Below are 19,214 nucleotides of genomic sequence, written 5' to 3' on the forward strand. Positions count from 1 at the left end.
CCGGCCGACTTTTTAGGGCTTTTGCGAAACGCTCCCCCTCAAGCGCCTCGGCGGGATGTTTAAGGCCTTTGCCCCCCGCTGTCTTGGGCCTGGGCGCCATCGCGCCCGGGGTGCCATATAGGAGTCTAAAAGGCCCGGGGCCTGGCGTCAAGGCCAGGCCCCAGGGCGCGCTTCCTTAGGAATGGGGGTTGATGCGCAGGCTCGGCCCCATGGTGGTGGTCACGTAGACCGAGCGCAGGAAAGTACCCTTGGCCGCCTCGGGCTTGCTGGCCTCGAGGGCCTTCAGGAAAGCGCGGATGTTCTCGGCGATCTTCTCCGGGGGGAAGCTGGCCTTGCCCACGGGGGCGTGGATGGCCCCGGTCTTGTCGTTGCGGAACTCAATCCGCCCGGCCTTGATCTCCCGGATGATCTCCCCGATGTTGAAGCCCACCGTGCCCGCCTTGGGGTTGGGCAGGAGGCCCCTGGGACCCAGGATCCGGCCCAGCTTGGAGCCCACCGCCCCCATCACGTCGGGGGTGGCCACCACGGCGTCAAAGTCCATCCAGCCATCCAGGATCTTCTGGATGATCTCCTCCCCGCCCACGTAGTCGGCCCCCGCCTCCTCGGCCTCCTTGATCTTCTCCCCCTTGGCGATGGCCAGCACGCGCACCTGGCGGCCTAGGCCGTGGGGAAGGGAAACGGTGCCCCGCACGTTCTGGTCGGACTTCCTGGGGTCAATGCCCAGCTTGGCATGGACCTCCACGGTCTCGTCAAACTTGGCCGTGGCCAGCTCCTTGAGAAGCCTGGCCGCCTCGTCAATGGAGTAGACCTTGTTGGGGTCCACCTTCTCCAGGAGGGCCCGGTAACGCTTGCCCGGCTTAGGCATCCTTCACCTCCGGCGCGCCCACCACCTCCACCCCCATGGACCGGGCCGAGCCGGCGATCATGCGGGCCGCGGCCTCGAGGTCGGTGGTGTTCATGTCGGGGAGCTTCTGCTTGGCGATCTCCACCACCTGCTGCCAGGTGATCCGCCCCACCTTCTCCCGGCCCGGCTTGTGGGCCCCCTTCTCCAGCCCCGCGGCCTTGCGGATCAGGTAGCTGGCAGGCGGGGTCTTGGTGACGAAGGTGAAGGAGCGGTCGGCGTAAATGGTGATCTCCACCGGGACGATGGCGTCCCCCATGTTGGCGGTGGCCGCGTTGAAGGCCTTGACGAACTCCATGATGTTGGCCCCGTGCTGGCCCAAGGCCGGGCCCACCGGGGGCGCAGGCGTGGCCTTGCCCGCGGGCAGCTGCAGCTTGACTACGGCAACAACTTTCTTCATTTTTCCCTCCTAGGCTCCCCCCAAGTTGGGGGTGCAGACGCCTTTAGGCCTTGACCACCTGGGAAAAGTCCAGCTCCACAGGGGTCTCGCGCCCGAAGATGGTGACCATGACCTTGACCTTGCCCTTTTCCGGGCTGATCTCGGTCACGGTGCCGGTGAAGTCCGCAAAGGGTCCGGAAACCACCCGCACCTGGTCCCCCTCCCGGAAGGCCACCTGGGCCTTGGGGGCCTCCTTCTTGCCCAAGAGGCCGGAGACCTCCAGGATGTGGCGCACCTCGTCCGGGGAAAGGGGTACCGGCCGGTTGCCCGCCCCCACGAAGCCGGTGATGCCCGGGGTTCCCCGGACCACCTCCCAGGCCTCGTTGGGTTCCTCCTCGTCCCCCAGGTCCATCTGGACGAAGAGGTACCCGGGGAAGAGCTTCCGCTTGACGACCTCCTTCTTCCCCCCCTCGCGGAGTTCCACCACCTCCTCCGTGGGGATAAGGACCTGGAAGACCTTGTCCCCTAGGCCGAAGGCCCTAACCCGCTTTTCCAGGTTAGCCTTGGCCTTCTCCTCCTGCCCCACGTAGGTGTGGACCGCGTACCATTCAATGCTCATCGCAAGAGCCCTATGAGGAAGCGGAAGACCAGGTCGTAAAGCCCCAGGACCACCATGGCCACCAGGGTGAAGACCAGGATGGCCTGGGTACCCTCCACCACCTGCTCCCGCGTGGGCCAGGTAACCCGGGCGAGCTCGGCCCGGGCCTCCTGGAAGTAACGGACAATCCGGGCGAACATCAGACCTTCACTTCCCGGTGGGCGGTGTGCTTATCGCACCAGGGGCAGTACTTCTTCAGCTCCAGCTTGGAGGTGGTGTTGCGCTTGTTCTTCTCGGTGGCGTAGTTGCGGCGTTTGCACTCCGTGCACTCCAAGAGGATTTTGATGCGGACCTCGCTGGCCATGCCTCACCTCACAAAGGGGGGAGGAAGCCCTCCCCCCAGGGCTTACTCCAGGATCTTGGTGACCACGCCGGCGCCCACGGTCCGCCCACCCTCCCGGATGGCAAACCGCAAACCCTCCTCCAACGCCACCGGCTTGATCAGCTCCACCACAAACGTCACGTTGTCCCCAGGCATCACCATCTCCACCCCCTGGGGCAACTCCACCACCCCCGTCACATCCGTCGTCCTAAAGTAAAACTGCGGACGGTACCCCGTGAAAAAACCCGTGTGCCGCCCACCCTCCTCCTTCTTCAAGATGTACACCGAAGCCTCAAACTTCGTGTGCGGCGTAATGCTCCCAGGCTTCGCTAAAACCTGCCCCCGCTCCACCTCGTCCCGCCCTACACCCCGCAGGAGCAAACCTACATTGTCCCCAGCTATCCCCTCCTGCAAAGTCTTCCGGTGCATCTCTACACCGGTCACCACCGTCTTCCGCGTCTCCGGAGCAAGGCCCACAATCTCCACCTCGTCCCCAACCTTCACCTTGCCCCGCTCAATCCGCCCCGTGGCTACCGTCCCACGACCCGTGATGGTAAACACGTCCTCCACCGGCATCAAGAACGGCTTGTCCACGTCCCGCTGCGGCGTGGGAATGTACCTGTCAATGGCGTCCAACAGCTCCCAAATCCGGTCCACCCACTCGTTCTCCCCTCGCTTCGTCTGGGGGTTCTTGTGCATCTGCTCCAGCGCCAAAAGCGCACTCCCGCGAATCACCGGAACCTCATCCCCAGGAAACTCGTACTGGTTCAAAAGGTCCCTCACCTCCATCTCCACCAGGTCCAAAAGCTCGGGGTCGTCCACCATGTCCACCTTGTTCATGAACACCACGATGTACGGAACCCCCACCTGCCGCGCCAACAAAATGTGCTCCCGCGTCTGCGGCATCGGCCCGTCCGCCGCCGACACCACAAGAATCGCCCCGTCCATCTGGGCCGCACCCGTAATCATGTTCTTGATGTAGTCCGCGTGCCCAGGACAATCCACGTGGGAGTAGTGCCGCGCCGCCGTCTCGTACTCCACGTGCGCCGTGTTGATGGTAATCCCCCGCGCACGCTCCTCCGGCGCCTTGTCAATCTCCCCGTAGTCCTTCACCTCCACATTGGGGTTCTCCGCCGCCGCTACAAACGTCAGCGCCGCCGTCAGCGTCGTCTTCCCGTGGTCCACGTGCCCAATCGTCCCCACGTTCACGTGGGGCTTCGTGCGGATAAACTCGCCCTTGGCCATGGTTCCTCCTTCTTGCTTGCACGCAAAGGCCGCCCTGGGAGCCTGAGGCCCAGGGCAGACAAAAAGATGGAGCTCGCGGCCGGGCTCGAACCGGCGACCTCACCCTTACCAAGGGTGTGCTCTACCTGCTGAGCTACGCGAGCTCGTGGAGCGGGAGACGGGACTCGAACCCGCGACCCTCGGCTTGGGAAGCCGATGCTCTACCAACTGAGCTACTCCCGCATGGGGGTGTGCTGGGCACACCTGGTGGGCAGGGCTGGATTCGAACCAGCGTAGGCATACGCCAACGGTTTTACAGACCGTCCCCTTTGGCCGCTCGGGCACCTGCCCACGCACCACCTCTTGCTGGAGCCACCCAGGGGAGTTGAACCCCCAACCCCCCGATTACAAGTCGGGTGCTCTGCCAGTTGAGCTAGGGTGGCAGGACGGGGGATAGGACCCTGTCCGAGGGATTAGGCTAACACACCAAGGGGAAAGTGTCAAGATAAAGGCATGCGCATCGTACCTTTTGGCGCCGCCCGGGAGGTGACGGGCAGCTGCCACCTCCTCCTGGCCGAGGGGCGGCAGGTCCTCTTGGACTGCGGCATGTTCCAAGGACGGGAGGAGGGGAAGAACCAGGAGCCCTTTGGCTTCCAGCCTTCCCGCTTGGCCGCGGTGGTCCTGAGCCACGCCCACCTGGACCACGTGGGCCGCCTGCCCAAGCTCTTCCGCGAAGGGTACCGGGGACCGGTCTACGCCACCCGGGCCACGGCCCTCCTCATGCGCATCGTGCTGGAGGATGCCCTCAAGGTGATGGAGGAGCCTTTTTTTGACGAGGAGGACCTGGAAACCCTCTTTCGGCACCTAAAGCCCCTGGAGTACGGAGAGTGGCTGCGCCTGGGCGACCTCACCCTCTCCTTGGGCCAGGCAGGCCACCTGCCGGGAAGCGCCTTCGTGGTGGTCCATGGGGAGGGGAAGACCCTGGTCTACAGCGGGGACCTGGGGAACCGGCAAAAGCAGGTCCTTCCTGACCCTTCCCTTCCCCCCAAGGCGGACCTGGTCCTCTCGGAAGGCACGTACGGGGACCGGCCCCACCGGCCTTTCCCGGAAACGGTGGCCGAGTTCCTAGGGATCCTGGGGCACACCTTGGCCCAGGGGGGGAAGGCCTTCATCCCCACCTTTGCCGTGGAAAGGGCCCAGGAAATCCTGTACGTGCTCTACCAGCATGGCCACCGCCTGCCCCGGGCCCCCATCTACCTGGACTCCCCCATGGCCGAGCGGGTCCTGGAGCTCTACCCCCACCTGGTGCGTTACTTCAGCGAGGAGGTACAGCTTTACTTCCTCCAGGGGAAAAACCCCTTCCGCCCCCCGGGCCTTCAGGTGGTGGAGAGCGCGGAGGTTTCCCGGGCCCTGACCCGGGAGGAGGGGCCCATGGTGGTCCTGGCCGGCAGCGGCATGCTCACCGGGGGACGGATCCTGCACCACCTCAAGCACGGCCTGGCCGACCCCAAAAACGCCTTGATCTTCGTGGGCTACCAGCCTCGAGGGGGGCTGGGGGCGGAGATCATCGCCAGGCCGGAAAGGGTGCGTCTCCTGGGCCAGGAGGTGCCCTTGAGGGCCAGCGTCCACACCCTGGGCGGTTTCTCGGGGCATGCCGGCCAGGACGAGCTTTTGGCCTGGCTGGAAGGCCAGCCCCGGGTGGTCCTGGTCCACGGGGAGGAGGAGAAGCTCCAGGGGCTGGGCGCCCTTCTGGCCTCGCGGGGCCAGGAGGCCAGCCTGGCCACCTTTGGGGAAGGGGTGGAGGTGTAGGCCTAGGGGGCGGCGCGGAAGCCCAGGCGCTCCAAGACCATGCGGGTGGCAGGGCTTTTGTTGAGGGTGTAGAAATGCACCCCCTCCACCCCCGCTTGCAAGAGCTCGGCCACCTGGCGGGCGGCGTGTTCCACGCCGATCTCCAGGATGACCTGGGGGTCGTTCTGGTGGCGCTCCAGCTGGGAGAGGAGGGGCCCGGGGATGCTGGCCCCGCAGACCTCGGTGAAGCGGCGGAGCTGGGGGTAACTGGTGATGGGCATGATGCCGGGGAGGATGGGAATGCCGATCCCTACCCGCCGGGCCCGCTCTAGAAAGCCAAAGTAGTGGGCGTTGTTGAAGAAGAGCTGGGTGATGGCGAAGTCCAGCCCTGCCTCCACCTTGGCCTTGAAGTGGCGCAGGTCGGCCTCGAGGCTTTCGCTTTCCGGGTGGCCCTCGGGGTACGCCGCCCCCCCCACGGAAACCCCTTCCCCGTAGCGCTGACGGATGAAGGCCACCAGCTCAGCCGCGTAGCGGAAGCCCTGGGGATGGGGCCGGAAGACCCTCTCCCCTTGGGGGGGGTCGCCGCGGAGGGCCAGGAGGTTTTCCACCCCCACGGCCACGAACCGCTCCAACACCCCCTCCACCTCCTTCCGGCTCTGGCCGGCCACGGTGAGGTGGGCCAGGGGCAGAAGGCCCAGGCGGCGGATGCGCTCCGCCCAGGCCACGCTCCTTTCCCGGGTGCTCCCCATGGCCCCATAGGTGATGGAGACAAAGGCTGGACGGAAGGCCTTCAGTTCCCCCATGGTGCGGAAAAGCGCCTCCTCCCCTTCCGGGGTCTTGGGGGGGAAGAACTCAAAGGAAAAGAGGGGCCCCCTGCCCGCCCTAAGGAGGTCCCGGATTTTCATGCGACCGAGTGTAGCCCCTCCCCCACCCCCGGTCAAGGGTGGCAGAATGGGGCCATGGTGGAGGTTCCCGAGATCCCCAAGGCGGCCAGCCTGGAGCTTCCCGCCAAGGAGACGGCCCTCATCGTGGTGGACATGCAAAACGACTTCGCCCACCCCCAAGGGGCCCTCTTTGTGCCCGAGGCTCCCAAAAGCGTCCCCGCCATCAGGCTCCTCCTGGAAAGGGCCCGGGGGGCGGGGGTGCGGGTGGTCTACACCCAGGACTGGCACCGCGAGGACGACCCCGAGTTCCAGATCTGGCCCCGGCACGCGGTGGCCGGCACCTGGGGGGCAGAGATCCTGGAAGAACTCCGCCCGGAGCCGGGGGACCTGGTGGTGCAGAAGGTGCGCTACGACGCCTTCTACGGCACCCCCCTGGACCACTACCTGCACCTTTGGGGGGTGAAGCACCTGGTGGTCACGGGTACGGTGGCCAACATCTGCGTGCTGCACACCGCGGGATCGGCTGCCCTCCGCTGGTACAGCGTGGTCCTCCCCGAGGACGCCACCAGCGCCCTGACCCCCTTTGACCTCCAGGCCGCCCTACGGCAGATCACCTTCCTCTACCAGGGGAAGGTGACGCGGGCCGAAGGGGTGCGGTTTGTTTGAGCGCCCTGTCCTGCACGGCCTTCCGGAAGGCTTGGACCCCGCCCCCTTCCCCCAGCAGGATCCTTTCTGGGTGCTGGCGGAAAGCCTCCCGGCCGAGGCCCCAGACCCCGAAGGGGTCCGGGGGCTAAAGCGGGCGCGGGGGATGGGACCCTGGAGGGGGAGGATGCCTTGGGCCTTCGGCCTGGGATGGCCCGAGGCCTGGCCCGTGGACGACCTGGGGGCAAAGCGGGCGGCCTGGGCCCCCTTGGGGGTGGGAAAGGCCGGGCCTTTCGCCCCTGGCGAGGCCTTCCCCCCCTACCGCAGCCACCTATGGCCGAGCCGGGTCTAATCCCCTTGGCCATGGCGGCCCCCCTAGGGGAGGTGGGCCTCCTCCAGCGGGCCCAAGTCCTGGGCTTTCCCCTGGCGGAGACCTGGGTGGAGGGGCTTTGGGAAGAGTTCAGCCGCCTCAACAACCTGCCCGACCGCCTGGGGCGGCTCTTCCAGGGGGTGTTCGGGGTCCGGGTGGACGAGGAACGCCTTCTCCTGGCCGCGGAGGAGGCGCAAAGGGCGGTGCGGGAGAGCTACCTCCTCCCCGAGCGGGCGGAAGCCTTCCTCCGCACCCTGGGCCCTGGAGGCTTCCTCCTGCGCCGGGCGGGAGAGGAAGGCTTCCACAAGGCCTCCGGAGCCCAGGAGGCCCTCTTCGCCCTCAAGCGCCTGTGGGCGGAAGCCTTCCGGGTGGAGGCCATCCTGGCGCGCTCCCCGGACCTCCTGGCCCAGCCCGCCCCGGTCCTGGTGCAACGGGCGGGAGGGGCCGAGGAGGACCCCTTCCTCTCCCTGGACCTGAGCCGGGCCCTGGGCCAGCCTGTGGTGGCCTACGCCTGGGAGGGACACCTGGTGCGGATAGAATCCTCCCATGGTGGATAGCCACGTCCACACCCCCCTGTGCGGCCACGCGGAAGGGGCCCCGGGGGAGTACCTGTTCCAGGCGCAAAAGCAGGGGCTAAAGGGCCTGGTCTTCACCGACCACAGCCCCATGCCCCCCTGGTACGACCCGGGAAGCCGCATGGGCCTGGCCGAGCTTCCCTTCTACCTATTGGCCCTGGAACGGGTGCGGGAAACCCATCCGGAGGTCTACGTGGGGATTGGCCTCGAGGCCGACTTCCACCCCGGCACCGAGGACTTCGTGCGCACCCTCCTCCGGAGCTACCCCTTGGACTACGTGATCGGGAGCGTCCACTACCTGGGGGCCTGGCCCCTGGACCATCCCGACCACCAGGGGGAGTACGCCTGGCGGGACCTCAAGGAGGTCTACCGCGCCTACTTCCGCGAGGTGGCCAAGGCGGCGCAAAGCGGCCTCTTCCACGCCATCGGCCACCTGGACCTACCCAAGAAGTTCGGCCACCGCCTGGAGGAGGAAGCCCTTCTGGAACTGGCCGAGCCTGCCCTCCAGGCGGTGGCCGAGGCGGGGCTCTTTCTGGACGTGAACACCGCCGGCCTACGGAACCCGGCCCAGGAGGTCTACCCCGCCCCCGTCCTCCTCCAGCGGGCCCGGGAGCTGGGCATTGGGGTGGTCCTGGGCTCGGATGCCCACCGCCCGGAACAGGTGGGCTTCGCCTTCAGGGAGGCCTCGGCCCTCCTCCGCCGGCTGGGCTACAGGGAGGCCCACTATTTCCAGGAAGGTAAGCCCCGGGCCTACCCCTTGTCCAGGGCCCCGTAAACCCGCTCCCCTTCAGGCCCCAGATCCAGGTGGGAACGCTCGCCCCCAGCCGCCTCGTAGGCCCGTACCGCCGCCACCAGGCGGGCAAAGGCCTCGGCGCAGGGGTCAGGGGCCGGGGCTTCGTACTCCATGTAGGTCACCCGTTCGTACTCGGGGCCATACTCCTGGGCCTCCTCCTCCACGCAGGCACGGTAGCGGCGAAGGGCCTCCTCCACCCGTTGGCGCGCCTCTTCCACGGGGGTCATACCCATCCCCTCCTTAGCCTGATTATATTAGGTTTTCTTACTGCGAAATCTAAGGCTAGCCGCGGGAATGGGCCCTTCCTGGAAGCGCTCCTCCCGCCAAGGATCCCCCCGCCAGTGGTAGCCCAGCCTCTCCCAAAACCCCAGCTCCAGGTGGTCCAGAAGCTCTATGGCCTGCACCCACTTGGCGCTCTTCCAGGCATAGAGGTGGGGGACGAGCAGGCGCACCGGCCCTCCCCGCTCAGGGGGAAGGGGCCGGCCGAAAAGGGTGTGGGCCAAAAGGACATCCTCCCGCAGGAGGTCCTCCAGGAGGAGGTTGGTGGTGTAGCCCCCGTAGCTGTGGACCAGGACCGCCACCGCCTCCGGCCTGGGCCTGGCCCGTTCCAGGAGAACCCGGGCCTGTACCCCCTTCCAGGCCACGTCCAGGCGGCTCCAGCGGGTTACGCAGTGGAAATCCCGCACCACCTCCACCTGGGGTAGGGCCAGGAGGTCGGCGTAGCCGAGGACCAGGGGGGCCTCCACCAACCCGCGCACCTCCAGCCGCCAGGTTTCGGGGGAAACCCTAGGCTCTTCCCCATAGGTGAGGATGGGGAAGCGCTGGGTGAGGATCTGCCCCGGGGGTACCCTGTCCATACGCCTTTAGGATAGGCCGGGTACCTGCAGGCAAAAGCGCCCTAGCTCACCGGCTCTGGTAACGGATTACCCGCACCCTTTCCAGGGTGATGAGCCCCTCCCGCACCATCCCCTCCAGCACGGGCAAGAAGGCCTGGATCTTCTCTTCGGTATCCACGATCTCCACCAGCACCGGAAGGTCTTGGGAAAGCTGCAGGATCTTGGCGGTGTGGATGCGGGAATGGGCCCCAAAGCCCATGAAGCCCTTGAGCACCGTGGCCCCGGCCAGGCCCGAGCGTTTGGCCTCCAGCACAATGGCCTCGTGGAGGGGCCGCCCCTCGTGGCGGTCGGACTCGCCGATAAACACCCGGAGGAGAAGGGCCTCGCCTTCCAGCTTCATGCCCCTAGGCTACCAGCGCCCCCCCGAGCCGGTAGCCCAGGAGGACCAGGAAGAGGCCCAGGGCCAGGCTGGCCCCCACGTAGAAAAGGGCCTGGACCACCTCCCCTTCCTGCAGAAGGGCGAGGGTTTCGTAGCTGAAGGTGGAGAAGGTGGTAAACCCTCCCAGGAGCCCCACGGCCAGGAAAAGCCGGGCCTCGCCGGAAAGGGCCCCCTCGAGGGAAAGGCGGACCACCACCCCGATGAGGAAACTCCCCAGGGCGTTGACGAGAAGGGTGCTGTAGGGGAAACCGGGTCCGGTCAGGCCCTGCACCCAGGCCCCTAGGCCATAGCGCAATAGGGAGCCCAAAGCCCCGCCCAAGGCCACCAGGAGGTAGCGTTCCACCCCCAAAGTATAGTGAGGCCATGAAACCCAAGACCTTCTCCCCCATCCTCACGGCCAAGGGGGTGCGCCTGGCCATCGCCGTGGGCCGCTTCAACGAGCGGGTGACCAAGCTCCTTTTGGAGGGGGCCCTCGAGGCCTACGCCCGGCTGGGGGGGGACCCTGCCGAGGTCCTGGTGGCCTGGGTGCCGGGTTCCTTTGAGCTCCCCCTTATCGCCAAGCGCTTGGCCCAGAGGGCCGACGTGGATGCGGTGGTGGCCCTGGGGGCCGTGGTCCGGGGGGAAACCCCCCACTTTGAACACGTGGCGGGGCAGGCAGCCAGCGGCCTCATGCAGGCCATGCTGCAGACGGAAAAGCCCATCGTCTTCGGGGTTCTCACCACCAACACCCCGGAGGAAGCCCAGGAAAGGGCCGGGGGCAAGGCGGGGAACAAGGGGGCGGAGGCGGTCTTCACCGCCATTGAGATGGTGCGCCTCTTGGAGGCTATTTCCCGGTGAAAAAGGCCCGGGCGTAGCGCAGGTGCAGGTAGAGGAAGCACCCCAAACAGAAGCCGAAGGCCAGGTTGACCAAGGCCAGGAGGGCCACCAGCAGGGCCAGGCCGTAGCCCAGACCCTTTAGGCCGAGCAGGAGGCAAAGGGAGGCCAACCCCAGGAAAACCGCCCCCAGGCTCCGGGCGAAGCGGTGGGGCCTTGGGTCCTCTTCGGCCAGCCTTGGGGGTACCTGGAGGAGCCGCTTCAGGGCCACCATCAGGTCCCAAGGGGTGTGCTGGCTCAGCATGAGGAGGAAGAGCAGGTAGACGAGAAGGGGAAGGTCCAGAAGGGCCGCCAGGGGGAGAAGAAGGGTCAGGAGGGCCTGGTTGAAGCGGAGCTGGTTCCGGTCCGTCCTCATGGCCCCACTATACATATGAGCCTATGAAGCATAGGGGTAAGGTGCACACTCGGGCCAGGACAGGGGAGAATGAGGGCATGGTCCCCCTGCTCACCACCCCCCTTCCCGTCCCCCACGGCTTCACCACCCGGGAGGGTGGGGTTTCCCAAGGGCCCTTCGCCAGCCTGAACCTCTCCCCGGCCACCGGGGATGACCCCGAACGGGTAGCGGAGAACCAGCGCCGGGTCCTGGAGGCCTTCGGCCACCCTCCGGTGGCCGCCTTGAAGCAGGTGCACGGCACCCAGGTGCACCGGGTGACGGGCCCGGGGACCTGGGAGGGGGATGGCCTCCTCACCCAGACCCCAGGCCTCCTCCTCCGGGTAGGGGTGGCGGACTGCTACCCCGTGCTCCTCTACCATCCCCAAGGGGCCGTGGCCGCCCTCCACGCGGGCTGGCGGGGGGTGGTGGGGGGGATCCTGCCCCGGGCCCTGGAACTGCTGGCCGGGCTGGGCCTGGACCCCCAGGAGGCCCACCTGGCCCTGGGCCCGGGCATCGGGGGGTGCTGCTACCAGGTGGGGGAGGAGGTGGCGGCCCGCTTCGCCGAGGCGGGCCTTTCCACCTTCGCCCAAGACCCTAAGGCCCCGGGCAGGTACCTCCTGGACCTAGAAGGGGCCCTCCTCCTCCAGGCGCAAAGGTGGGGGATCCCCAGGGAACGGATCCACCGGGTGGGCCTTTGCACCCGCTGCACCCCCACCCTCTTCTCCCACCGCCGCGATCGGGGGCGGACGGGGCGGATGTGGGGGCTGGTCATGCTCCCCCCGCGTTAAGGGAGGGTTCACCCCGGCGTGGCACAATGAGGCCATGCTCTTCCCCCGGGCCGTCCTTCCCTCCCTCCTCCACCTCACCCCAGCCTGGCTGCGGGCGCGGGGCCTCCAAGGGGTGATCCTGGACCTGGACAACACCCTCCTCCCTTACGGGGAGGAAGACCCCCCTCCCCCCTACCGGGCCTGGCTGGAGGACCTCAAGGCCGAGGTGCCCATCTACCTCCTCTCCAACGCCCTCCCCGAGCGCTTCGCCCGGGTGCAGGGAAGGCTTGGCCTCCCGGGCCACGCCCCGGCCCTCAAGCCGTGGCTGGGCTTCCGCAAGGCCCTGAGGGCCCTGGGCCTCCCCGCCCGGGAGGTGGCGGTGGTGGGGGACCAGGTCTTCACCGACGTCCTGGGGGGCAACCTGGTGGGGGCCTACACCGTGCTGGTGCCGCCCTTGCGGGAAAAGGAATTCTTTTACACGCGTTTCATACGGATGCTGGAGACTCCGTTTAGGAAACCCTGGGGAGGGTCGGCATGAGCGTGCTCACCATTGGCGACAAACGGCTGGGGGCCATCCTTTTGGACGCCGGGCTCCTCACGGACGAGGAGCTGCAGATGGCCCTGGAGAAGCACCGGGAAGTGGGGGGAAGCCTGGCCGAGGTGATCGTGGACTCGGGCCTCCTTTCGGAAAGGCGCATCGCCCAGGCCATTGAGGACCACTTCGGCATCCCCCTGGTGGAGCTGCACACCCTGGAGATCCCCCCCAAGGTCAAGGCCCTGCTTCCGGCGGAGAAGGCCAAGGAGCTCCAGGCCATCCCCTTCGCCCTGGACGAGGAGGCCGGGGTGGTGCGGGTGGCCTTCGTCAACCCCTTGGACACCCTGAGCCTCGAGGAGGTGGAGGACCTCACCGGGTTGGTGGTGGAGCCCTACCAGGCCACCCGCAGCTCCTTCCTCTACGCCCTGGCCAAGGGGTACCCGGAGCTCAACCTCCCCCTGCCCCCCTTACCCACAGGCCCCACGCAAGGGGAGCTGAAACTGGGCGAGCTCCTTCTGGAAAAGGGCCTCCTGGACCGGGCCACCCTGGAAGAGGCCCTGGTGGAGCAGGAGAAGACGGGGGACCTCCTGGGGCGGATCCTGGTGAAGAAAGGCCTGCCCGAGGGAGCCCTCTACCAGACCCTGGCCGAACAGAAGGGCCTGGAGTTCCTCCCCTCCACCGAAGGGATCTCCCCCGACCCCGCAGCCACCGCCCTCCTCCTCCGCTCCGACGCCCTGCGCTTTAGCGCCGTTCCCGTGGCCTTCCGCGAGGGCAAGGTGGAGGTGGTCCTGGCCGACCCCCGGCACAAGGAGGCGGTGGAGGAGCTCCTGGGGCGGCCGGGCCGCTTTTACCTCACCCTGCCCAAGGAGTGGGAGGCCCTGTTCCACCGGGCCTACCCGGAGAAGGGCCGCTTGGGGGAGGTCCTGGTGCAGGAGGGCCGCCTGAGCCGGGAGCACCTGCGGGAAGCTTTGGAGGTGCAAAAGCGCCTTCCCAAGGCCAAACCCCTGGGGGAGATCCTGGTGGAGCTGGGCCTGGCCCGGCCCGAAGACGTGGAAGAGGCCCTGAAGAAGCAGCGCCAGGGCGGGGGGCGTCTGGAGGACACCCTGGTCCAGTCGGGCAAGCTCAAGCCCGAGGCCCTGGCCCAGGCCGTGGCCGCCCAGCTGGGCTACGCCTACATCGACCCCGCGGAGAACCCCCCTGACCCCGGGGCGGCCCTCCTCATCCCCGAGGACCTGGCCCGCCGCTACGGCATCTTCCCCCACCACCTGGAAGGGAGGAACCTGGTCCTCCTGATGAAAGACCCCAGGAACATCCTGGCCCTGGACGACGTGCGCCTGGCCCTCAAGCGCAAGGGGCAAACCTACGAGCTGGTGCCGGCGGTGGCCACCGAGGCCGCCATCACCAAGCTCATCGAGCGCTTCTACGGCAAGGAGGAGCTGGGGGAGCTGGCCAAGGAGCTCTCCAAGGGGTACCAGGAGGAGGAGGCCACCCCCACCGAGCTGGACGAAAGCGCCGCCCAGAAGTTCGTCAAGCAGGTGATCCGGGAGGCCTACCTGCAGGACGCCTCGGACATCCACGTGGAACCCCGGCAGGCCGACGTCCTGGTGCGCCTCCGCATCGATGGGGCCCTGCGCCAGTACACCACCTTGCCCAAGGGGGCCCTGAACGCCATCATCAGCGTCATCAAGATCATGGGCGGGCTCAACATCGCCGAAAAGCGCCTGCCCCAGGACGGGCGGGTGCGGTACCGCGAGGGCTCCATTGACCTGGACCTGCGCCTTTCCACCCTGCCCACGGTGTATGGGGAGAAGGCGGTGATGCGCCTCCTCAAAAAGGCCAGCGACATCCCGGAGATCGAGGGCCTGGGCTTTGCCCCCGGGGTCTTTGAGCGCTTCCAGGAGGTGATCTCCAAGCCCTACGGGATCTTCCTCATCACCGGGCCCACGGGAAGCGGCAAGAGCTTCACCACCTTCTCCATCCTGAAGCGGATCGCCACCCCCGATAAAAACACCCAGACCATCGAAGACCCCGTGGAGTACGAGATCCCCGGGATCAACCAGACCCAGGTAAACCCCCAGGCTGGCCTCACCTTCGCCCGGGCCCTTAGGGCCTTCCTGCGCCAGGACCCGGACATCATCATGGTGGGGGAGATCCGGGACTCGGAAACGGCCAAGATCGCCACCGAGGCCGCCCTCACCGGCCACCTGGTCATCGCCACCCTGCACACCAACGACGCCGCCCAGGCCGTGACCCGCCTGGACGAGATGGGGGTGGAGCTTTTCAACATCTCCGCCGCCCTCATCGGCGTTCTCTCCCAGCGCCTGGTGCGGCGGATCTGCGACCACTGCAAGGTGGAGGTCAAACCAGACCCCGAGGTCCTGCGCCGCCTGGGCCTCACGGAAGGGGAGATCGCGGGGGCCAAGCTCTACAAGGGCATGGGGTGCGAGCGATGCAGCGGCACCGGGTACAAGGGCCGCTACGCCATCCACGAGCTCCTGGTGGTGGACGACGAGATCCGCCACGCCATCGTGGCGGGAAAGTCGGCCACGGAGATCAAGGAGATCGCCCGCAAAAAGGGCATGAAAACCCTGCGGGAGGACGGGATCTACAAGGCCCTCCTGGGGATTACCACCCTCGAGGAGGTCCTGGCGCGTACCATTGAGTGAAGGAGGCACGCATGCCCAAAACCCCCGATATCGTAGACCTTTTGACCCTGGCCGTGGAGCGGGGAGCCAGCGACCTGGTGATCACCGTGGGCCTTCCCCCCATGATCAAGGTGGACGGGGAGTTCCACCCCACGGAGTACGAGCCCCTCTCCCCCCAGGACACCCGCCGCCTCATGTACGCCCTCATGGACGAGAAGCAGCAGCGGATCTTTGAGGAGGAGAAGGAGCTGGACTTCTCCTTCAGCCTCCCGGGCAAGGGCCGCTACCGGGTGAACGTCTTCCTGCAACGGGGGAGCGTGGGCGGGGTCCTGCGGGTGGTGCCGGCGTCCATCAAAAGCTTTGAGGAGCTGGGCCTGCCCAAGGCCATCGCCGAGATCGCCATGGCCCCCCGGGGCCTGGTCCTGGTCACCGGGCCCACGGGAAGTGGCAAGAGCACCACCCTGGCCTCCATGATCGACTACATCAACGAGCGCAAGCCGGTGCACATCGTGACCATCGAGGACCCCATTGAGTTCTTCCACCGGCACAAGAAGGCCATCATCAACCAACGGGAGATCGGGGCCGACACCCACGGGTTCCACAAGGCCTTGCGGAGCGTCTTGCGCCAGGCTCCCGACGTGATCCTGGTGGGGGAGATGCGGGACTACGAGACCATCGCCGCCGCCATCACCGCCGCCGAGACCGGCCACCTGGTCATGGGTACCCTGCACACCAACTCCGCCCCGGAGACGATTGACCGGATCATCGACGTCTTCCCCGAGGTCCAGCAGGAACAGGTCCGGGTCCAGCTCTCCAACAACCTGGTGGCCGTCCTCACCCAGCAGCTCCTGCCCAAGGCCTTTGGAGGCGGGCGGGTCCTGGCCTATGAGCTCATGATCGCCACCCCGGCGGTGCGGGCCCTGATCCGGGAGGGCAAAAGCCACCAGCTCCGAAGCGTAATCCAGACGGGAGGCCAGTTCGGCATGATCACCATGGACGCCTGCCTGGCCGACCTGTACAAGCGCAAGCTCATCACCTACGAGATGGGCCTGGCCCGGGCCGTGGACCCCAAGGAGTTCATGCGCCTGGCGGGGGTGGAGGAGGGCACCCGGCGCTAGAGCCCCTGGTAGACTGGAGGTCATGTACGAAGCCGTCATCGGCCTCGAGGTCCACCTCCACCTCAAGACCCGGACCAAGGCCTTTTGCGGCTGCGAGGCGGAGTACTTTGGCCAGGCGCCCAACACCCACACCTGCCCGGTCTGCCTGGGCCTCCCGGGAAGCCTGCCCGTACCCAACCGCAAGGCGGTGGAGTTCGGCCTGAAGCTGGCCCTAGCCCTGGGAAGCCGGGTTCCGGAAAGGCTCCTCTTCCACCGCAAAAACTACTTCTACCCCGACCTGCCCAAGAACTACCAGATCAGCCAGTACGACCTGCCCCTGGGCCAGGGGGGGAGCCTGCCCTTGGGGGGACGGGCGGTGCGCATCAAGCGCCTGCACCTGGAGGAGGATGCGGGCAAAAGCCTCCACCTGGAGGGGCGGACCCTCTTGGACCTCAACCGGGCCGGTAGCCCCCTCATCGAGCTGGTCACCGAGCCGGACCTCCATACCCCCGAGGAGGCCCGGCTTTTCCTGCAACGCATCCAGGCCCTGGTCCAGACCCTGGGCATCTCCGAGGCCAGCCCCGAGGAGGGGAAGCTAAGGGCCGACGTCAACGTGTCCCTGCGCCGCCCCGGGGAGGGCTTGGGCACCAAGGTGGAGATCAAGAACCTCAACTCCTTCAAGAGCGTCCAGCGGGCCCTGGAGTACGAGATCCGCCGCCAGACCGAGATCCTGCGGCGGGGGGAAAGGGTCAAGCAGGCCACCTTGGGCTTTGAGGAGGGGAGCGGCAAGACCTACCCCATGCGCACCAAGGAGGAGGAGGCCGATTACCGCTACTTCCCCGAGCCCGACCTCCCCCCAGTACCCCTCCCCCGGGCCTGGCTGCAGGAGATACGGGCCAGCCTGCCCGAACTCCCGTGGGAAAAGGAGGCCCGCTACCAGGGCCTCGGCATCAAGCCCCAGGACGCCGAGGTGCTGGCCTACACCCCGGCCCTGGCCCGCTTCCTGGACCAGGCCCTGGCCCTAGGGGAAGCCTCCCCCCAGGCCCTGGCCAACTGGCTCCTGGCCGACGTGGCCGGGCTTCTCCGCGAGCGGGGGCTTGCCCTGGAGGAAACCCGCCTTACGCCCAAGGCCCTGGCCCGGCTGGTGGCCCTCTTTGAGCGGGGGGAGGTCACCAGCCGCGTGGCCAAAACCCTCCTGCCCGAACTCCTGGAAGGCCAAGACCCCGAGGCCCTGGTGCGGGAGCGAGGCCTAAGGGTGGTGGCCGACGAAGGGGCCCTGCGCCGCGTGGTGGCCGAGGTCCTGGCCGCCATGCCCGAGGCGGCAGAGAGCGTCCGCCAGGGGAAGCTCAAGGCCCTGGAGGCCCTCCTTGGCCAGGTGATGCGGCGGACCCGGGGCCAGGCCAAGCCCGAGGTGGTGCGCCGCCTCCTCCTGGAGGCCCTTGGGGTAGGATAGGGCCGATGCGCTACGAGGAGGCCGGGGTCAACATCGAGGCCAAGGCCGAGGCCCTGAAGCGGGCCAAGGAGGCCATCGCCGCCACCTATACCCCCTCGGTCCTTAGGGGCCTGGGGGCCTTTGGGGGGCTTTTCGACGCCATGGTCTTGAAGGGAATGGCCCATCCCGTGCTGGTGGCCACCACGGACGGGGTGGGGACCAAAACCCTCTTGGCCCTCGAGGCGGGAGAGGTTTCCGGCCTGGGGTTTGACCTGGTCCACCACTCGGTCAACGACCTCCTGGCCCAGGGGGCTACCCCCCTCTTCTTCCTGGACTACCTGGCGGCAAGCCGCCTGGAGGAGGGGGTGCTCTCCGCCCTCCTCACCTCCTTGGCCGAGGCCTGCAAGGCCCTTTCCATCCCCCTCCTGGGCGGAGAGACCGCGGAGATGCCCGGGGTCTACCGGGAAGGGGCCTGGGACATCGCGGGCACCTTGGTGGGCGTGGTGGAGAAGGGGGAGATCCTGGGGCCGGAACGGGTGCGGGAAGGGGACGTGCTCCTGGCCCTTCCCTCCTCCGGACCCCACACCAACGGCTACTCCCTGATCCGCAAGGTGGTGGCCGGCCAGGACCTGGAGGCCTTCATCCCCGAGCTTGGGGAAAGCCTAAAGGCCGCCCTCCTCCGGCCCCACCGGGCCTACCTGGCGGAGTTTCTCCGCCTGAAGGAGGCCGGGGTGGAGATCCACGCCATCGCCCACATCACCGGGGGTGGGCTTCCGGAAAACCTGCCCCGGGCCCTCCCCCCGGGCCTGGGGGCCGAGGTCTACCGGGGAAGCTGGCCCGTGCCCCCCGTCTTCCCCTACCTGCAGGGCCTGGGGAATATCCCGGAAGAGGAGATGTACCGCGTCTTCAACATGGGCCTGGGCCTCCTCCTCATCCTCCCCGAAGGGGAGGCGCAACGGGCCCTTACCCTGGTGGAGGGGTTCTTGGTGGGGAAGGTGGTCCGAGGCGCGGGCGTGGTTCTGCTATGAAGGAAATCTGGCTCATCCGCCACGGTGAGACGGATTGGAACGTACAACGGCGCTTCCAAGGCCACCTGGACGTGCCCCTATCCCCGGTGGGCATCGGCCAGGCCTTCCGCCTGGCCCAGCGCCTGGGCAAAAGCCAACTGGCCTTCCAGGGGCTTTTCTCCTCGGACCTACGCCGGGCCAAGGAAACCGCGGAGCCCCTGGCAAGCCTCTTGGGCCTCCCCCTATCCCCCACCCCCCTCCTGCGGGAGATCGACGTGGGGGCCTTGGCCGGGCTTAGCCGGGCGGAGGCGGAGGCTAGGTACCCGGAGTTTTTCCAGAAGGCACAGGAAGACCCCTGGCACACCCCAAGGCCAGGGGGGGAGAGCATGGCCCAGGTAGCCCGGCGCCTGGAAACCTTTTGGGAAAGCCTCCCCCCGGGGCGCCACCTGGTGGTGACCCACGGGGGGATCGTCCGTGCCGCCCTCAAGCTGGTCTTGAACCTCGAGGGCCAGGCCTGGCGGCGCTTCCACATCCCCAACACCTCCATCACCCGCATCCTCCTGCCGGCAGGGGAGGTGCTGACGGTTTCCGACACCGCCCACCTGGAAACCTGGGCCGACTGGCTTTCCGACGAGAGCCTAAAATAAAACCCCCCGGCATGGTGCCGGGGGGCC

The 19,214-nt window shown here is 67.4% G+C and carries 25 protein-coding genes and 4 tRNA genes; 13 read left to right on the forward strand and 16 right to left on the reverse strand.

Annotated elements, in window-relative coordinates:
* Positions 1–175: 175 nt before the first annotated feature.
* From rplA to TCCBUS3UF1_RS10615, 10 genes are all read right to left on the reverse strand, one after another.
* Positions 176–865 (reverse strand): 50S ribosomal protein L1, encoded by a 690-nt coding sequence (gene rplA, locus TCCBUS3UF1_RS10570; protein ID WP_014516501.1) that lies wholly within the window; start codon positions 863–865, stop codon positions 176–178.
* Positions 858–1,301, reverse strand: coding sequence for a 50S ribosomal protein L11 (gene rplK / locus TCCBUS3UF1_RS10575; protein WP_014516502.1), 444 nt, complete (start codon positions 1,299–1,301; stop codon positions 858–860). The genes rplA and rplK overlap by 8 nt, the downstream gene beginning before the upstream one ends.
* A 43-nt stretch (positions 1,302–1,344) precedes the next feature.
* On the reverse strand, positions 1,345–1,899 hold the full coding sequence (gene nusG, locus TCCBUS3UF1_RS10580) for a transcription termination/antitermination protein NusG (RefSeq protein WP_014516503.1): 555 nt from the start codon (positions 1,897–1,899) through the stop codon (positions 1,345–1,347).
* Positions 1,896–2,078 (reverse strand): preprotein translocase subunit SecE, encoded by a 183-nt coding sequence (gene secE, locus TCCBUS3UF1_RS10585; RefSeq protein ID WP_014516504.1) that lies wholly within the window; start codon positions 2,076–2,078, stop codon positions 1,896–1,898. Before secE ends, nusG begins: the two co-directional genes overlap by 4 nt.
* Positions 2,078–2,242, reverse strand: coding sequence for a 50S ribosomal protein L33 (gene rpmG / locus TCCBUS3UF1_RS10590; protein ID WP_014516505.1), 165 nt, complete (start codon positions 2,240–2,242; stop codon positions 2,078–2,080). The genes secE and rpmG overlap by 1 nt, the downstream gene beginning before the upstream one ends.
* Before the next feature lie 42 nt (positions 2,243–2,284).
* Positions 2,285–3,505 carry an elongation factor Tu gene (gene tuf, locus TCCBUS3UF1_RS10595; protein WP_014514872.1) on the reverse strand — a complete coding sequence of 407 codons (1,221 nt, stop codon included), beginning with the start codon at positions 3,503–3,505 and terminating at the stop codon, positions 2,285–2,287.
* A gap of 67 nt (positions 3,506–3,572) precedes the next feature.
* Positions 3,573–3,648, reverse strand: a tRNA-Thr gene (locus TCCBUS3UF1_RS10600).
* A gap of 3 nt (positions 3,649–3,651) precedes the next feature.
* Positions 3,652–3,727, reverse strand: a tRNA-Gly gene (locus TCCBUS3UF1_RS10605).
* Positions 3,728–3,749: 22 nt separating this feature from the next.
* Positions 3,750–3,835 (reverse strand) — tRNA-Tyr (locus TCCBUS3UF1_RS10610).
* Between the two features lie 16 nt (positions 3,836–3,851).
* A tRNA-Thr gene (locus TCCBUS3UF1_RS10615) sits at positions 3,852–3,927 on the reverse strand.
* Between the two features lie 70 nt (positions 3,928–3,997).
* On the opposite strand from TCCBUS3UF1_RS10615, the gene TCCBUS3UF1_RS10620 reads away from it, so the two are divergent.
* Positions 3,998–5,293, forward strand: coding sequence for an MBL fold metallo-hydrolase (locus TCCBUS3UF1_RS10620; RefSeq protein ID WP_014516506.1), 1,296 nt, complete (start codon positions 3,998–4,000; stop codon positions 5,291–5,293).
* Between the two features lie 2 nt (positions 5,294–5,295).
* Here TCCBUS3UF1_RS10620 and metF read toward each other — a convergent pair whose 3' ends face one another.
* Positions 5,296–6,177, reverse strand: a complete 882-nt coding sequence (gene metF / locus TCCBUS3UF1_RS10625) for a methylenetetrahydrofolate reductase [NAD(P)H] (protein WP_014516507.1) — start codon at positions 6,175–6,177, stop codon at positions 5,296–5,298.
* Between the two features lie 54 nt (positions 6,178–6,231).
* Between metF and TCCBUS3UF1_RS10630 the strand changes: the two genes are divergently transcribed.
* The 4 genes from TCCBUS3UF1_RS10630 to TCCBUS3UF1_RS10645 are packed head-to-tail and all read left to right on the forward strand — an operon-like array spanning position 6,232 to position 8,518.
* Positions 6,232–6,822 carry a nicotinamidase gene (locus tag TCCBUS3UF1_RS10630; RefSeq protein WP_014516508.1) on the forward strand — a complete coding sequence of 197 codons (591 nt, stop codon included), beginning with the start codon at positions 6,232–6,234 and terminating at the stop codon, positions 6,820–6,822.
* Positions 6,815–7,150, forward strand: coding sequence for a hypothetical protein (locus tag TCCBUS3UF1_RS11510; protein ID WP_014516509.1), 336 nt, complete (start codon positions 6,815–6,817; stop codon positions 7,148–7,150). The genes TCCBUS3UF1_RS10630 and TCCBUS3UF1_RS11510 overlap by 8 nt, the downstream gene beginning before the upstream one ends.
* Positions 7,132–7,725: a hypothetical protein gene (locus TCCBUS3UF1_RS10640; RefSeq protein WP_014516510.1), complete on the forward strand. Its 594-nt coding sequence runs from the start codon at positions 7,132–7,134 to the stop codon at positions 7,723–7,725. Before TCCBUS3UF1_RS11510 ends, TCCBUS3UF1_RS10640 begins: the two co-directional genes overlap by 19 nt.
* Positions 7,715–8,518 carry a histidinol-phosphatase HisJ family protein gene (locus TCCBUS3UF1_RS10645; RefSeq protein ID WP_014516511.1) on the forward strand — a complete coding sequence of 268 codons (804 nt, stop codon included), beginning with the start codon at positions 7,715–7,717 and terminating at the stop codon, positions 8,516–8,518. The genes TCCBUS3UF1_RS10640 and TCCBUS3UF1_RS10645 overlap by 11 nt, the downstream gene beginning before the upstream one ends.
* Here TCCBUS3UF1_RS10645 and TCCBUS3UF1_RS10650 read toward each other — a convergent pair.
* Genes TCCBUS3UF1_RS10650 through crcB form a run of 4 tightly spaced genes read right to left on the reverse strand, consistent with a single transcriptional unit; the run spans position 8,494 to position 10,154 of the window.
* Positions 8,494–8,763, reverse strand: a complete 270-nt coding sequence (locus TCCBUS3UF1_RS10650) for a hypothetical protein (RefSeq protein ID WP_014516512.1) — start codon at positions 8,761–8,763, stop codon at positions 8,494–8,496. The genes TCCBUS3UF1_RS10645 and TCCBUS3UF1_RS10650 overlap by 25 nt on opposite strands.
* Positions 8,764–8,790: 27 nt before the next feature.
* Positions 8,791–9,393, reverse strand: a complete 603-nt coding sequence (locus TCCBUS3UF1_RS10655; RefSeq protein ID WP_014516513.1) for a sulfite oxidase-like oxidoreductase — start codon at positions 9,391–9,393, stop codon at positions 8,791–8,793.
* Positions 9,394–9,439: 46 nt separating this feature from the next.
* Positions 9,440–9,772, reverse strand: a complete 333-nt coding sequence (locus TCCBUS3UF1_RS10660; RefSeq protein ID WP_014516514.1) for a DUF190 domain-containing protein — start codon at positions 9,770–9,772, stop codon at positions 9,440–9,442.
* Positions 9,773–9,776: 4 nt separating this feature from the next.
* Positions 9,777–10,154, reverse strand: a complete 378-nt coding sequence (crcB, locus tag TCCBUS3UF1_RS10665) for a fluoride efflux transporter CrcB (protein ID WP_041434054.1) — start codon at positions 10,152–10,154, stop codon at positions 9,777–9,779.
* Between the two features lie 20 nt (positions 10,155–10,174).
* On the opposite strand from crcB, the gene ribH reads away from it, so the two are divergent.
* Complete coding sequence (gene ribH, locus TCCBUS3UF1_RS10670) at positions 10,175–10,648, forward strand: 6,7-dimethyl-8-ribityllumazine synthase (RefSeq protein WP_014516516.1); 474 nt, start codon at positions 10,175–10,177, stop codon at positions 10,646–10,648.
* Here ribH and TCCBUS3UF1_RS10675 read toward each other — a convergent pair.
* Positions 10,635–11,039 (reverse strand): DUF4395 family protein, encoded by a 405-nt coding sequence (locus TCCBUS3UF1_RS10675; RefSeq protein ID WP_014516517.1) that lies wholly within the window; start codon positions 11,037–11,039, stop codon positions 10,635–10,637. The genes ribH and TCCBUS3UF1_RS10675 overlap by 14 nt on opposite strands.
* Before the next feature lie 77 nt (positions 11,040–11,116).
* Between TCCBUS3UF1_RS10675 and pgeF the strand changes: the two genes are divergently transcribed.
* The 7 genes from pgeF to TCCBUS3UF1_RS10710 are packed head-to-tail and all read left to right on the forward strand — an operon-like array spanning position 11,117 to position 19,187.
* A complete protein-coding gene (pgeF, locus tag TCCBUS3UF1_RS10680) occupies positions 11,117–11,845 on the forward strand; it encodes a peptidoglycan editing factor PgeF (protein ID WP_014516518.1) in 729 nt (242 codons plus the stop codon).
* A gap of 34 nt (positions 11,846–11,879) precedes the next feature.
* Positions 11,880–12,362, forward strand: coding sequence for a YqeG family HAD IIIA-type phosphatase (locus TCCBUS3UF1_RS10685; protein ID WP_014516519.1), 483 nt, complete (start codon positions 11,880–11,882; stop codon positions 12,360–12,362).
* Positions 12,359–15,025, forward strand: a complete 2,667-nt coding sequence (pilB, locus tag TCCBUS3UF1_RS10690) for a type IV pilus assembly ATPase PilB (protein WP_014516520.1) — start codon at positions 12,359–12,361, stop codon at positions 15,023–15,025. The genes TCCBUS3UF1_RS10685 and pilB overlap by 4 nt, the downstream gene beginning before the upstream one ends.
* An 11-nt stretch (positions 15,026–15,036) precedes the next feature.
* A complete protein-coding gene (locus tag TCCBUS3UF1_RS10695) occupies positions 15,037–16,122 on the forward strand; it encodes a type IV pilus twitching motility protein PilT (RefSeq protein WP_014516521.1) in 1,086 nt (361 codons plus the stop codon).
* A 22-nt stretch (positions 16,123–16,144) separates the two neighbouring features.
* The gene (gatB, locus tag TCCBUS3UF1_RS10700; protein WP_014516522.1) at positions 16,145–17,554 is read left to right on the forward strand and encodes an Asp-tRNA(Asn)/Glu-tRNA(Gln) amidotransferase subunit GatB; all 1,410 of its coding nucleotides are present in this window, start codon (positions 16,145–16,147) and stop codon (positions 17,552–17,554) included.
* Positions 17,555–17,559: 5 nt separating this feature from the next.
* Complete coding sequence (gene purM, locus TCCBUS3UF1_RS10705; protein WP_014516523.1) at positions 17,560–18,561, forward strand: phosphoribosylformylglycinamidine cyclo-ligase; 1,002 nt, start codon at positions 17,560–17,562, stop codon at positions 18,559–18,561.
* Positions 18,558–19,187: a histidine phosphatase family protein gene (locus tag TCCBUS3UF1_RS10710; protein WP_014516524.1), complete on the forward strand. Its 630-nt coding sequence runs from the start codon at positions 18,558–18,560 to the stop codon at positions 19,185–19,187. Before purM ends, TCCBUS3UF1_RS10710 begins: the two co-directional genes overlap by 4 nt.
* Positions 19,188–19,214 lie beyond the last annotated feature (27 nt).

The organism is Thermus sp. CCB_US3_UF1 (genome assembly GCF_000236585.1).
In the GTDB taxonomy this organism is placed as follows: domain Bacteria; phylum Deinococcota; class Deinococci; order Deinococcales; family Thermaceae; genus Thermus.

Coding starts and splice junctions, on each gene's coding strand:
- TCCBUS3UF1_RS10645 (WP_014516511.1), top strand. CDS start 7,715: ATGGTGGATAGCCACGTCCACACCCCCCTGTGCGGCCACGCGGAAGGG.
- pgeF (WP_014516518.1), top strand. CDS start 11,117: ATGGTCCCCCTGCTCACCACCCCCCTTCCCGTCCCCCACGGCTTCACC.
- metF (WP_014516507.1), bottom strand. CDS start 6,177: ATGAAAATCCGGGACCTCCTTAGGGCGGGCAGGGGGCCCCTCTTTTCC.
- pilB (WP_014516520.1), top strand. CDS start 12,359: ATGAGCGTGCTCACCATTGGCGACAAACGGCTGGGGGCCATCCTTTTG.
- tuf (WP_014514872.1), bottom strand. CDS start 3,505: ATGGCCAAGGGCGAGTTTATCCGCACGAAGCCCCACGTGAACGTGGGG.
- ribH (WP_014516516.1), top strand. CDS start 10,175: ATGAAACCCAAGACCTTCTCCCCCATCCTCACGGCCAAGGGGGTGCGC.
- TCCBUS3UF1_RS10695 (WP_014516521.1), top strand. CDS start 15,037: ATGCCCAAAACCCCCGATATCGTAGACCTTTTGACCCTGGCCGTGGAG.
- TCCBUS3UF1_RS10620 (WP_014516506.1), top strand. CDS start 3,998: ATGCGCATCGTACCTTTTGGCGCCGCCCGGGAGGTGACGGGCAGCTGC.
- TCCBUS3UF1_RS10630 (WP_014516508.1), top strand. CDS start 6,232: ATGGTGGAGGTTCCCGAGATCCCCAAGGCGGCCAGCCTGGAGCTTCCC.
- TCCBUS3UF1_RS10660 (WP_014516514.1), bottom strand. CDS start 9,772: ATGAAGCTGGAAGGCGAGGCCCTTCTCCTCCGGGTGTTTATCGGCGAG.
- rplA (WP_014516501.1), bottom strand. CDS start 865: ATGCCTAAGCCGGGCAAGCGTTACCGGGCCCTCCTGGAGAAGGTGGAC.
- TCCBUS3UF1_RS10640 (WP_014516510.1), top strand. CDS start 7,132: ATGGCCGAGCCGGGTCTAATCCCCTTGGCCATGGCGGCCCCCCTAGGG.
- TCCBUS3UF1_RS10675 (WP_014516517.1), bottom strand. CDS start 11,039: ATGAGGACGGACCGGAACCAGCTCCGCTTCAACCAGGCCCTCCTGACC.
- TCCBUS3UF1_RS10710 (WP_014516524.1), top strand. CDS start 18,558: ATGAAGGAAATCTGGCTCATCCGCCACGGTGAGACGGATTGGAACGTA.
- rpmG (WP_014516505.1), bottom strand. CDS start 2,242: ATGGCCAGCGAGGTCCGCATCAAAATCCTCTTGGAGTGCACGGAGTGC.
- nusG (WP_014516503.1), bottom strand. CDS start 1,899: ATGAGCATTGAATGGTACGCGGTCCACACCTACGTGGGGCAGGAGGAG.
- secE (WP_014516504.1), bottom strand. CDS start 2,078: ATGTTCGCCCGGATTGTCCGTTACTTCCAGGAGGCCCGGGCCGAGCTC.
- TCCBUS3UF1_RS10650 (WP_014516512.1), bottom strand. CDS start 8,763: ATGACCCCCGTGGAAGAGGCGCGCCAACGGGTGGAGGAGGCCCTTCGC.
- gatB (WP_014516522.1), top strand. CDS start 16,145: ATGTACGAAGCCGTCATCGGCCTCGAGGTCCACCTCCACCTCAAGACC.
- TCCBUS3UF1_RS10685 (WP_014516519.1), top strand. CDS start 11,880: ATGCTCTTCCCCCGGGCCGTCCTTCCCTCCCTCCTCCACCTCACCCCA.
- purM (WP_014516523.1), top strand. CDS start 17,560: ATGCGCTACGAGGAGGCCGGGGTCAACATCGAGGCCAAGGCCGAGGCC.
- rplK (WP_014516502.1), bottom strand. CDS start 1,301: ATGAAGAAAGTTGTTGCCGTAGTCAAGCTGCAGCTGCCCGCGGGCAAG.
- TCCBUS3UF1_RS10655 (WP_014516513.1), bottom strand. CDS start 9,393: ATGGACAGGGTACCCCCGGGGCAGATCCTCACCCAGCGCTTCCCCATC.